Genomic DNA, 11,894 nt, shown 5'->3' with positions numbered 1-11,894 from the left:
GCCGGTGCGGGGTCAGACGTGCTGGGCTGCACCCTGTGTTCGATCCTTTTCTGCTCACCGACCAGCCCGTCCTGGAGGGTGACCTGGTGCGTCTCGAACCCATGGGGGTCCAGCACCTCGACGGGCTGTGGCCGATGTTCCTCGACGAGGACGTGCGGGTGGGCAGCGGCACGATGCACCAGTTCGCCCGTGAGCAGCTGCGGGCCGGGCTGGCCAAGGCGGCCACCCGCGAGGACCGCGCCGACTGGGCCGTCGTGCGCGTCGTCGACGCCGCCGTCATCGGCGAGGTCGTCCTGATGGACCTCGACGAGGAGGTCGAGGCCATGACCTTCCGCATCGCCCTCAGTGGGCCGACCGTGTTCGGCCGGGGCTACGGCACGCAGGCCACGCAGCTGGTCCGAGACTTCGCGCTCGGCGCGCTGGGGCTGCACCGACTGGCCCTCGAGGTCAATGCCGACAACCTCGCCGCCCTCACGGTCTACCGACGGTGCGGCTTCCGCCTCGAGGGAGTGCGCCGAGACGCCGGTCGACGCGACGGGCGGTGGTTCGACGTCCACGAGATGGCGTTGCTGGCCGGTGACGACCGGCCCTGATCGGCGTGGTTACCAGGGCATCTGGGTCTGGACCATGGTGCTGGAGGGACGGTACATCGACACGTCGCGGCAGCCGGTGGTGCCGTGGGTCGGGCGGATGTTCGTCTGCTTCTGGCGGGCACGGGCGGCGAGCAGGAGGGTCCGAGTGGGGGTCGGTGCAATCCGGGTGCTGCGCATGGGGTCGTCACCTTTCGAAGCGAGCCGACCGCAAGGCGATCTGCTCGTGTGGGGGAGTGGGGGAGGCAGGAGGGGCGTCGCCGGCCAGTGGCCGTCGTGGTCAGTGCAGGCGCCGCACCTCTCCCATGAATCTTTGCTGAGAAGACCCTGAGGCGCCATCGGTATCTTTTGTCCAAGTTCCCGATGATCGGCTAGGTGTGCATCGGCCGTTCGGAGGACACGGAGGTCGAACCGCACGAATGACCACCCCCGTCGTGCTGCGACGCAGGCCCGCGCCGACGAAACCTAGACTGGTCCCGTGCCCCACTACCTCGACCACGCCGCGACCACGCCCATGCGTCCGTCGTCGGTCGCGGCGATGAGCGAGGTCCTGGCCCGCACGGGCAACGCGTCGTCGCTGCACACGTCGGGTCGAGCCGCCAGGCGTGTCGTGGAGGAGTCGCGCGAGCAGGTGGCGGCGGCGCTGGGCGCTCGTCCTTCCGAGGTGGTCTTCACCTCCGGCGGCACCGAGGCCGACAACCTCGCCCTGTGGGGCACCCTCACCGCGCGACGCGACGCCGACGCTCGGCGCTCGCGCGTCGTGGCGAGTGCGGTCGAGCACCACGCGGTCCTCGACACCGTCGACTTCCTCGTCGAGCACGAGGGCGCGCAGGTCACCTGGGTCGCCCCGGATGCCGACGGGGTGGTGACCCCCGAAGCCGTCCGGCGTGCGGTCGAGAGCGACCCGTCGTCGGTGGCCCTCGTGACCGTGATGTGGGCCAACAACGAGGTCGGCACCGTGCAGGACGTCGAGGCCATCGGCCAGGTCGCGCACGAGCACGGCATCCCCCTGCACAGCGACGCCGTGCAGGCCGTCGGCCACCTGCCGGTCGACGTCGCGGCCTCGGGTGTCGACCTCGTCGCGGTGAGCGCGCACAAGCTGGGTGGCCCCGTGGGCGTGGGCGCCCTCGTCTGCAAGCGCGACGCGGCGCTCGTGCCCCTCAGCCACGGTGGGGGCCAGGAGCGCGGCGTGCGCAGCGGCACCCTCGACGTCGCCGCCATCCGTTCCTTCGCTGTGGCGATCGGCGAGACCGTCGCCGATCGAGAGGTGGAGGCCAAGCGGCTGACCGCCTTGCGCGACCGGCTGCTCGAGAGTGCCATGGCCCTCGGCGGAGGGATCCGCCCGGGTGGGTACTGGGCCCCGGGCGACCACACGCGTCGGCTGCCCGGCAACGCTCACCTGCTGGTGCCCGGGTGCGAGGGGGACTCGCTGCTCTACCTGCTCGACGCCGCCGGCGTCGAGTGCTCCACCGGCTCAGCGTGCCAGGCCGGCGTTCCCCAGCCGAGCCACGTGCTGCTCGCGATGGGTCTGTCGGAGGACGAGGCGCGAGGGGCGCTGCGGGTGACGCTCGGTCACACCACCGTCGAGGCCGATGTCGACGCCTTCCTGGCTGCCCTGCCCGGCGCCGTCGAGCGGGCCCGTCGGGCTGCGGGCGCACGCTGATGCGGGTCGTCGCCGCGATGAGCGGTGGGGTCGACTCGGCCGTGGCCGCAGCGCGGATGCTCGAGGCGGGCCACGAGGTCGTGGGCGTGCACCTCGCCCTCAGCCAGAACGCCGCGAGACTGCGCGAGGGTGCGCGCGGGTGCTGCACCATCGAGGACGCCGGAGACGCCCGCCGGGTCGCCGACGTGCTCGGCATCCCCTTCTACGTGTGGGACATGAGTGACCGGTTCCGCCGCGACGTCATCGACGACTTCACGCAGGAGTACGCAGCGGGTCGCACCCCCAACCCCTGCCTGCGGTGCAACGAGAAGATCAAGTTCGCCGCGCTCCTCGACAAGGCCGTGGCCCTCGGTTTCGACGCGGTGGCCACCGGTCACTACGCCCAGGTGGTCGAGCGCCCGCACGGCGCCCGTGAGCTGCACCGGGCCATCGACCCGGGCAAGGACCAGTCCTACGTGCTGGGGGTCCTCGACGCCGACCAGCTCGCCCGCGCCTTCTTCCCGCTCGGCGACACCCTCAAGATCCAGGTGCGCGAGGAGGCCGCCGGCCGCGGGTTCGCGGTCTCCCGCAAGCCCGACAGCCACGACATCTGCTTCATCCCCGACGGCGACACCCGGGGCTGGCTGACGCGCCGGCTGGGTGAGCAGCCGGGCGATCTCGTCGACAGCGACGGCCAGGTCGTCGGGCAGCACTCCGGCGCCTACGGCTTCACCGTCGGGCAGCGTCGTGGTCTCGGGCTGGAGCGCAGCAGCCTCGACGGCGACCCGCGGTTCGTCGTGCGCGTCGAGGCCCCCACCAACACCGTGGTCATCGGCACCGCCGACCTGCTGGGCGTCGACGTCGTCGAGGGTGGACACGCCCGGTGGTGCGGCCCGGCGCCCGACGGGGTGGTCGAGGTCGGTGCCCAGCTGCGGGCCCACGGCGAGGAGGTGCCGGCGACCGCCTGGGCCCGAGGCGACAGCGTCCACGTGCGCCTGACCCAGCAGGTGCGGGGTGTCGCGCCGGGCCAGTCGGTGGTCCTCTACGACGGCACGCGCGTGCTCGGCTCGGCGACGATCACCTCGACCGGCCGCGCCTGACCGCGCCTGCGGCGCGCCTCGCATACCGTGCTGGTATGCCGCAGACCGCCAGCACCACCGACGTCGACCTCGAGGCGCTGCTCGCCTTCGTGCGGCCTCGTCACCGTGTGATCCTCACGACCTTCCGCCGGGACGGCTCGCCCCAGAGCTCACCGGTGTCGGCCGGGGTCGACCAGCAGGGCCGTATCGTCGTCTCGAGCTATCCCGAGCGGGCGAAGGTGCGCAACGCCAGGCGTGATGCGCGGGCCAGCGTGCTCGTGCTGTCCGACGACTTCGACGGAGCGTGGGTGCAGCTCGACGGTGCGGTCGAGGTGATCGACCTGCCTGACGCGCTGGAGCCCCTGGTCGACTACTTCAGGGCCATCTCGGGCGAGCACCCCGACTGGGACGACTACCGGCAGGCGATGCTCCGACAGGGCAAGTGCCTCATCCGCGTCACACCGCAGCGGTGGGGTCCGGTGGCCACCGGGGGTTTCCCGCCGAGTCGTGGCGGCAGCACCGGGGGCAGCGGGGACCCCGAGGGCCACCGGCCCGACTGACGGGATCAGCCCGTCCGTGTGCTTCTGAGGGTGGGGGAGCGGGAGTAGGGTGCCTCATCGGGTCTTGGGGTCTTGGGGTCTCGGGGTCTCGGGGCGAGTCGGCGCGGACAGGTGGGTAGAGGACGTGGACGATCGGTCCGACATGCGCGAGCCCGAGCTGGTGAGGTCGATGCGCAAGCTGTGCCTGGCCTTCCCCCGCACCGTCGAGCGCACCAGCCACGGGGTCCCCTCGTGGTTCGTGGGTGAGAAGCGGATGTTCGCCGCCTTGGCCCACCACCACCACGACGACCGCATCGCCTGCTGGGTGGCCGCCCAGGACGGTGTGCAGCGTCACCTGCTCGAGGACGACCCGCACCTGTTCTTCCGACCTCCCTACGTCGGTGCCAGGGGGTGGATCGGCATGTGGCTCGACCGCGACCCCGAGTGGGACCGCGTCGAGCAGCTCGTCGACGAGGCGTGGCGCGCCGTGGCCGGACCTCGCCTGGTCAGGGCCTACGACGGCCAGCGCTGACCCGGGCTGTCCCGGTGCGGCGGCGTGGGATTTTGGGGCGTCGCCGCAGCGGGTACACCCCCGTCCATGACCGCGATCCGCAAGGGCACGTCGGTGTCCTGGAACACACCTCAGGGCACCACCCACGGCAAGACGGTGGAGAGGCGTACGAGCGACTTCACCTTCGACGGCCAGCACTTCCGGCCGACCGACGACGACCCCTACTGGATCGTCGAGTCGAGCACGAGTGGGTCGCGCGCAGCCCACAAGCAGTCGAGCCTGACGCGGGCCTGACTGCTGGTCTGACTACGGGCCGACCCTCCGGGTAGGGTCGCGGGGTGACGACGGCGAGTGGTATCGGATCCTGGCCCGGCACCGACATCCGTGAGGTCCTGCGGCTGGTCAGGGACAGCCTCGGATCACTCGGCTCGGCCAGCGAGACCGCCGGAGCGCTCGCCGTCGACGACGGGCCTGCCCCCGACGTGCACGGGCTGCCCTACCTGCCGGAGCTGCCGCAGCGCGGGCCCGGGGCCGACCTCGTGGGCCGGGGGGCCGGCCTGCTCGTCGACCTGCCGGTCGACCTGCAGCCCTCAGGGTGGCGCCTGGTGGACCACCCGGGCCGCGACGCGGGCCGCACGACCTCGCTGATGTCGCAAGACCTCGACGAGCTCGCCGAGGCCTACGACGGGTGGACGGGACGGCTGAAGCTGCAGATGGCGGGGCCGTGGAGCCTCGCGGCCAGCATCTGGCTGCCGCGCGGTGAGCGGGTGCTGGTCGACGAGGGCGCGATGCGCTATCTGGTCGAGTCGCTCACTGAGGGGGTGCGGGCCCACCTGGCCACCGTCCAGCGGCTGGTGCCCGGGGCGCAGCTCGTGCTGCAGCTCGACGAGCCGTCGCTGCCCGCCGTGCTCGAGGGGCTGCTCCCGACCGCCTCGGGCTACGGCCGGGTGCGGGTCATCGACCCGACCGATGCCCTCACAGCGCTGCGGGAGGTGCTCGGGGCGGCAGGGGGGCGGGACTGCCTCGTGCACTGCTGCGCACCCGGCGCACCCCTGTCGCTCCTGCGCGAGACCGGCGCCGGTCTCGCCGTCGACACCGCCCAGCTCGGCCCCCGGGGGTGGGAGGGGGTCGCCGTCGCCGTCGACGAGGGCCTGCCGCTGTATGCGGGGTGCGTCGCGACCGACCCCGCCACCTCGGCACGCACCGCGCCGCGTGAGGTGGCCGACACGTTGGTGGCGCAGTGGGACCGCCTCGACCTGCCGCTCGCCTCACTGGGCTGGGTTGTGGTCACCCCGTCGTGCGGGTTGGGCACCCTGACCCCCGAGGCGGCTCGCCGGACTCACCGTCTGACCGTCGAGACGGCCACCGAGCTCACCGAGCGGGCCGTCGACTGACCTGCCCAGCCCACTGAGCGCACCCAGCCCACGCGAGGCGGCCGGGTCAGAGGGCGGAGCCCTTCTCGTACTGCGCGTAGGACACGTTCCAGTCGGTCCAGCCGTTGCCCGGCTCGAGGGTGCGCGTGGTGCCGCTGACGACGACCGGGTCACCGACCTTGACCTGGCCGAAGAGCCAGCCGGCGTTGTCCGTGCTCATGCCGACGCAGCCGTGGCTGACGTTGGCCGTGCCCTGGCTGCCAACCGACCAGGGTGCGGCGTGGAGGAACTCGCCCGAGTTGGTCTCGCGCATCGCGTACCTCACCTCGGGGATGTCGTAGTAGTTCGGGTCGCCCGGCTCGATACCGACGGTGTTGGCGTCCATGTGCAGCGAGGAGAACTTCTCCATGATGACCTTGGTGCCGCTGCGTGAGAGGAAGCCCGCCTTGCCGCCAGTGACCGGGATGGTGCGGGCGACCTTGCCGTCGATCGCGACGCTCATCTGGTCACTGGCGAGGTCGGCCTTCATGACGACGGACCGACCGACGGTGAATCCGCCCGAGACCGACTTCTGGCCGTAGGTGCCGTTGCCGGCGGGCACGCTGTTGATGTCGACGTCGACCGTGACCTCCGTGCCCGGCTTCCAGTAGGCGGGCGGGCGGTAGTGGACCTCGTTGTTGGACAGCCAGCTCCAGGTGCCGGGCTGGCTCGGCGAGGACGTGACCTTGAGGTGGCGCTCGATCGAGGCGCGGTCGGTGACCGGCACGTCGAAGCGCACGATGACGGGCATCGCGATGCCCACCGTGCCGCCGCCGACGATGGTGGGGAAGATCTGCTCCTTGAGCGACAGGTTCTTCGTGGTGAAGGAGGACTGCGTCGTGGTGGTGACGCCGTCGACGTTCTTGCCGGTCATCGCCAGCGCGTAGGTGGAGCCGGGCTCGAGCAGGCTGGCGGCGGTCCACGACGCACCGGCCGGGTCGAGGGTGCCCTGCACCGGCACCGTCGCCCCGGTCCTGGTGTCCTGGTAGGTCATCTTCACGTCGGCCACCGTGCCCTGCGAGGCGGCGACCTTCACGACGGTGTCGACCGCGACACCGGTGTCCCCCGAGCCGACGCTGGGCGTCAGCACGACCGCCGGGCTCAGCGCTTTCGTCGCGGTGGTGCTCGGGGACGCGCTGCTGGTGGGCGTGCCGCCGGCGGTCCCGGTGGGTGCGCCGGCCGCGGTGGACGACGACACGGTCGAGCAGGCGGCCAGTGAGGCGACCACGCCCAGCGACATGCCGGTGACGGCGATCCGACGACGGAGACCGGTGGGTGGCATGTGGGGCGACTCCCGAGGCGACCTGGTGTGGGGTGTGGGCGAGTGGGCACCCATGCCAACAGTGTGTGCCCGCCCGGCACGATTCCCAAATCTGACAGGACGCGGCGTGTCCGTTTTGGGTAGAACTCTTAGCAGAGTTCTTCCGGGCCCGCGACGAGTGTCGGTGGGCTCGGGCAGGATGTCGTCGTGGCCCCGAGCAACCTCACGAACCCGACGAACGAGCAGACCGCGCAGGAGGACCAGCCGGCACGGGCGGCGCTCCGTGAGTGGACCGAGCTGGCCGAGCAGGCCCGAGCCCACCAGTTCGCCTACCACGTGCAGGACCGCCCGACCATCAGCGACGGGGACTACGACGCCCTGATGCGTCGCCTCGGTGAGCTCGAGACCGAGCATCCCACCCTGCGCACCCCTGACAGTCCGACGCAGTCGGTCGGCGGGGCCGCCTTCTCCACGGACTTCCAGGCGGCTGACCACCTCGAGCGGATGCTGAGCCTCGACAACTGCTTCAGCGGCGACGAGCTGCGCGAGTGGGTGGCCCGCGTGGTGCGCGACGCGCACACCGAGCCGCACTACCTGTGCGAGCTCAAGATCGACGGGCTGGCGGTCAACCTGCTCTATGAGGACGGTCGGCTCACCCGGGCGCTCACCCGCGGTGACGGGCGCACCGGTGAGGACGTCACGCTCAACGTGCGCACCATCGAGGGCATCCCGCACCGGCTCGCGGGCACCGGCCACCCGAGCCGGGTCGAGATCCGCGGCGAGGTCTACTTCCCGACCGAGGCCTTCGGTGACCTCAATGCCGCTCTCGTCGACGCGGGCAAGGCGCCCTACGCCAACCCCCGCAACACCGCCGCCGGCTCACTGCGTCAGAAGGACCCGCGGGTGACGGCGCAGCGTCGCCTGCGCATGCTCGTGCACGGCATCGGGCTGCGCGAGGGGCTGGAGCTCACCCGGCAGAGCGAGGCCTACGACCTCTTCCGCGAGTGGGGGCTGCCGATCTCGACCCACTACCGCGTGGTCGACACGGTCGAGCAGGTGCTGGAGTTCATCGAGCAGGTGGGGGTGCACCGGCACGACGTCGAGCACGAGCTCGACGGGGTGGTGGTCAAGGTCGACGAGGTCGCGCTGCAGCGTCGCCTCGGCTCCACCTCGCGAGCGCCGCGCTGGGCGATCGCCTACAAGTACGCACCGGAGGAGGTCAACACCCGGCTGCTCGACATCCCGGTGGGGGTGGGTCGCACCGGCCGGGTGACGCCGTTCGGGGTCATGGAGCCCGTGCTGGTGGCCGGCTCGACGGTGGAGCGGGCGACGCTGCACAACGCCGACGAGGTGCACCGCAAGGGCGTGCTCATCGGCGACATGGTCGTGCTGCGGAAGGCGGGCGACGTCATCCCCGAGATCCTCGGGCCGGTCGTCGACCTGCGCGACGGCACCGAGCGCGCGTTCGTCATGCCGACCCACTGCCCGTCGTGCGGCACCCTGCTCGCCCACGAGAAGGAGGGCGACAAGGACATCCGCTGCCCCAACGCCCGCACCTGCCCGTCACAGCTGCGCGAGCGGCTCGCCGGCCTCGCCGGCCGTGGCGCCTTCGACATCGAGGTGTTCGGCTGGGAGGGGGCAGTCGCGCTGCTCGAGGCCGGCGTCGTGACCGACGAGGGTGATCTCTTCGGCCTCACCCAGGACGACCTGCGTCGCGTGCCCCTCTACACGCGGGCGGCGAAGAAGACCGACCCACCCGATGCGGTGGTCGACGGGCGGGTGCTGTCGGCCAACGGCCAGCGCTTCGTCGCCAACCTCGAGCAGGCGCGCACGCAGCCGCTGTGGCGGGTGCTCGTCGCCCTGTCGGTCCGGCACGTCGGCCCGAGCGCGGCCCGCGCGCTGGCGCAGGAGTTCGGCACCATGGACGCCCTGCGCGAGGCGATCGCCGCGCGGCCAGAGACCCTCGCGGGCGTCGACGGCGTGGGGTCGGTCATCGCCGAGGCGCTGGTGGCGTGGTTCGCGGAGCCGTGGCACGCGGCCATCGTCGACCGATGGCAGCGTGACGGCGTGGTCATGGCCGACCAGCGCGACGCCTCCGTGCCCCGCACGCTCGAGGGTCTGACCGTCGTCGTCACCGGGTCGCTGCCCGGCTTCTCGCGCGACGAGGCCAAGGAGGCGATCCTCGTGCGCGGAGGCAAGGCGTCGGGGTCGGTGTCGAAGAAGACCGACTACGTCGTCGTGGGCGAGAACGCCGGCACGAAGGCCGACAAGGCGGTGGAGCTCGGGCTGACCGTGCTCGACGAGGCCGGCTTCCGCCGGCTGCTCGAGACGGGGTCGCCCGACTGACCTCGCCGCCGGGTGCGGCGAGGTGGAGGCCGGAGGCAACCTCCGGTCAGGCTGCTGCGTTCTAGCGGGTGTGAGGGTGATGAGAGCGGGTGCGGTGACGGGGGAGCCGGAGGTCCGCGCATCCACCGGAGAGCTGGGCGACGTCGTCCCGGCTGCCTCGAGGGCCATGCGTGACGACGGCTTCGCGGAGTTCATGGCCCGGAGCCAGGCCGAGCTCCTGCGCACGGCGTGGCTCCTGGTGGGTGACGCGCACCGGGCCGAAGAGCTGACCCAGCAGGCGCTCGTCCGCACCTATGCCGCGTGGCCCCGCGCCCAGCGCGACCCGGTCGCCTGCACCCGCCGGGTGCTGGTCAACCTGCGCACCGACACCTGGCGACGACGCCGACGTGAGGTCCTGATGTCTCCCGAGCGTCTGCCTGAGCGAGGGCGCGCGGTTCACGACGGTGTGGAACATCGCGACCAGCTCTCCCGCGCACTGAGCCTCCTGACGGCCCGCCAGCGCAAGGTAGTGGTGCTGCGTTACGTGCTCGACCTGTCCGAGACCCAGGTCGCAGCCGACCTCGGGATCTCGGTCGGGACAGTGAAGTCCACGGCCTCGCGTGCTCTAGGACGCTGCTGAATAAGGCGTGTCGTCCTGGTCGCGCTGGTCGGGGGTTGGGATCATGTGTGGATGCAGGGTCGTCCGCTGGATGCGCGTGAGCTGTTGGATGCTGAGTCGGTCGCGGGGCATCTGATCGACAAGGGCAGTGTGTTCGGGTTGTTGGCGCAGCAGCGGCGGGTGTTGTTCCCGGAGGTGATGTTCGCTGATCTGTTCCCGACCCGGTTGGGTCGCCCGTCGGTGCCGGCGGATGTCGCGGCGTCGGTGATGGTGTTGCAGTCGTTGCATGGGCTCTCGGACCGGGAGGCGATGGCGGCGTTGCGTACGGATCTGCGGTGGAAGGTCGCGTGTGGCCTGCCGGTCGGGCATGGCGGGTTCGACCCGTCGACGTTGACGTACTGGCGGAAGCGGTTGGCGGGGAGCGCGGCGCCGCATCGGATCTTCGACGCGGTCAAGGTGGTGGTCGCCGAGACGGGGGTGTTGACGGGGAAGAACCGGCGGGCCCTGGACTCGACCGCGTTGGATGATGCGGTCGCGACGCAGGACACCGTGACGCAGCTGGTCGCGGTGATCCGTAAGGTCGTCCGGCAGGTCCCCGGCGCGGGCGAGGTCGTCGCGACGGTGTGCTGCGCGCATGACTACGACGACCCGGGTAAGCCCCAGATCGCCTGGGACGACCGCGAGGCGCGGGCGGTGCTGGTCGACGCGTTGGTGCGTGACGCCCTCGCGCTGCTGGAGGTCGTGTCCGGGTGGGACCTCGACGAGGTCGGCGCGGAGGCGGTCGCGTTGCTGGCGTTGATCGCGGGGCAGGACGTCGAACCTGCGCCCGGGTCGGACGGGACCGACGGCCGGTGGCGGATCGCGCGGAAGGTCGCCCCCGATCGGGTCATCAGCATCGTCGACCCCGAGGCCCGGCACATCCACAAGACGGTGCACCGGCGTCAGGACGGCTTCAAGGCGCACATCGCGGTCGAGCCCGAGACCGGGATCACGACCGCGTGCGAGCTGACCAAGGGCGCGGGCCCGCTCGCGCCGGACGGGGCGACCGGGATGCGGCTGATGGACGCGGACGACACCCTGCCCGCGGCGGCCGATCTCCCCGACGGGCAGGTCGTCGACGTCCTGGGGGACAGCGCCTACGCCACCGGTGACGCGCTGGAGAAGATCACCGCGGCGCGGCGGCGTCCGCTGGTCAAACCCGGCCCCCTCAAGCCCGCCGTCGAAGGCGGGTTCACCCAGGACGACTTCACCGTCGACGAGCAGGCCGGCACCGCGACCTGCCCCAACGGCCTGACCCGCCCCATCAGCAAGAGCCGGACCGTCACCTTCGGAATCGGGTGCGTCGGCTGTCCGCTGCGGGCCCGGTGCACCACCGCGAAGCGGGGCCGGATCCTGCAGCTGCACCGGCATCACACGCTGCTGCGCGAGCATCGTCAGCGCGCGAAGGACCCGGCCTGGCAAGCGGACTACCGCCAGCACCGACCGATGGTGGAACGCTCGATCTCGTGGCTCGTGGCCGGGAGGAACCGCCGGGTCCGCTACCGCGGCGTGCGGAAGAACAACGCCTGGCTCCATACCCGCAGCGCCGCCCTGAACCTACGCCGGCTGCTCAACCTCGGCCTGACCCGCACCGACGGAGCCTGGGTCCTGGCCTGAGCCCACGAACGAGGCAGAACCCCCCGTCCACCACCCCTGCAGGCCCCACACAGGCCCCGCACTCCCTCACACCAACCGGAACATCATTCTGGTCTCGCGAGGAACAAGCCCTCCGGGGTGCCCTGAGCGCCCCAGTCGGCACCCTGCCGTCCCCTGAATGACGACCGCGACCCACGAACGAGCCTTGTTCAGCAGGGTCCTAGCGCGGCTGCGCACCGAGCTGCCCGACGCGCCCCGGCCCGGCCGAACAGATCCAGGAG

At 71.7% G+C, this 11,894-nt stretch carries 12 protein-coding genes; 10 read left to right on the top strand and 2 right to left on the bottom strand.

Going from position 1 to position 11,894, the window contains the following annotated elements:
- The first annotated feature begins 86 nt into the window (after positions 1-86).
- Positions 87-593 (top strand): GNAT family protein, encoded by a 507-nt coding sequence (locus tag V3N99_03825; protein ID MEO3935869.1) that lies wholly within the window; start codon positions 87-89, stop codon positions 591-593.
- Between the two features lie 9 nt (positions 594-602).
- Here V3N99_03825 and V3N99_03820 read toward each other — a convergent pair whose 3' ends face one another.
- Entirely contained in the window at positions 603-770 is a 168-nt protein-coding gene (locus V3N99_03820; protein MEO3935868.1) for a hypothetical protein, read from the bottom strand.
- A 298-nt stretch (positions 771-1,068) separates the two neighbouring features.
- Here V3N99_03820 and V3N99_03815 point away from each other — a divergent pair, with 298 nt between their 5' ends.
- From V3N99_03815 to V3N99_03790, 6 genes are all read left to right on the top strand, one after another.
- Positions 1,069-2,253 (top strand): cysteine desulfurase family protein, encoded by a 1,185-nt coding sequence (locus V3N99_03815; protein MEO3935867.1) that lies wholly within the window; start codon positions 1,069-1,071, stop codon positions 2,251-2,253.
- Positions 2,253-3,332: a tRNA 2-thiouridine(34) synthase MnmA gene (gene mnmA, locus V3N99_03810; GenBank protein MEO3935866.1), complete on the top strand. Its 1,080-nt coding sequence runs from the start codon at positions 2,253-2,255 to the stop codon at positions 3,330-3,332. Before V3N99_03815 ends, mnmA begins: the two co-directional genes overlap by 1 nt.
- 35 nt (positions 3,333-3,367) lie before the next feature.
- Positions 3,368-3,871, top strand: a complete 504-nt coding sequence (locus V3N99_03805) for a PPOX class F420-dependent oxidoreductase (GenBank protein ID MEO3935865.1) — start codon at positions 3,368-3,370, stop codon at positions 3,869-3,871.
- 142 nt (positions 3,872-4,013) lie between these two features.
- Positions 4,014-4,382, top strand: a complete 369-nt coding sequence (locus tag V3N99_03800) for an MmcQ/YjbR family DNA-binding protein (protein MEO3935864.1) — start codon at positions 4,014-4,016, stop codon at positions 4,380-4,382.
- A 66-nt stretch (positions 4,383-4,448) separates the two neighbouring features.
- The gene (locus tag V3N99_03795) at positions 4,449-4,655 is read left to right on the top strand and encodes a DUF2945 domain-containing protein (protein ID MEO3935863.1); all 207 of its coding nucleotides are present in this window, start codon (positions 4,449-4,451) and stop codon (positions 4,653-4,655) included.
- 44 nt (positions 4,656-4,699) lie between these two features.
- Complete coding sequence (locus tag V3N99_03790; GenBank protein MEO3935862.1) at positions 4,700-5,755, top strand: methionine synthase; 1,056 nt, start codon at positions 4,700-4,702, stop codon at positions 5,753-5,755.
- Between the two features lie 46 nt (positions 5,756-5,801).
- Here the strand turns inward: V3N99_03790 and V3N99_03785 are convergent, their stop codons facing one another.
- Positions 5,802-7,055, bottom strand: a complete 1,254-nt coding sequence (locus V3N99_03785) for an Ig-like domain-containing protein (protein MEO3935861.1) — start codon at positions 7,053-7,055, stop codon at positions 5,802-5,804.
- 186 nt (positions 7,056-7,241) lie between these two features.
- On the opposite strand from V3N99_03785, the gene ligA reads away from it, so the two are divergent.
- The 3 genes from ligA (at position 7,242) to V3N99_03770 (ending at position 11,634) form a co-directional block, all read left to right on the top strand.
- Positions 7,242-9,380, top strand: a complete 2,139-nt coding sequence (gene ligA / locus V3N99_03780; protein ID MEO3935860.1) for an NAD-dependent DNA ligase LigA — start codon at positions 7,242-7,244, stop codon at positions 9,378-9,380.
- 166 nt (positions 9,381-9,546) lie between these two features.
- Entirely contained in the window at positions 9,547-9,999 is a 453-nt protein-coding gene (locus V3N99_03775; protein MEO3935859.1) for a SigE family RNA polymerase sigma factor, read from the top strand.
- Positions 10,000-10,050: 51 nt separating this feature from the next.
- Positions 10,051-11,634: an IS1182 family transposase gene (locus V3N99_03770; GenBank protein MEO3935858.1), complete on the top strand. Its 1,584-nt coding sequence runs from the start codon at positions 10,051-10,053 to the stop codon at positions 11,632-11,634.
- Positions 11,635-11,894 lie beyond the last annotated feature (260 nt).

The sequence above is a fragment of the Dermatophilaceae bacterium Soc4.6 genome, assembly GCA_039889245.1.
Classification (GTDB): Bacteria; Actinomycetota; Actinomycetes; order Actinomycetales; family Dermatophilaceae; genus Lapillicoccus.
Note: the sequence above shows the minus strand (reverse complement) of the source record. Positions and strands in the feature narration are given on the sequence as shown.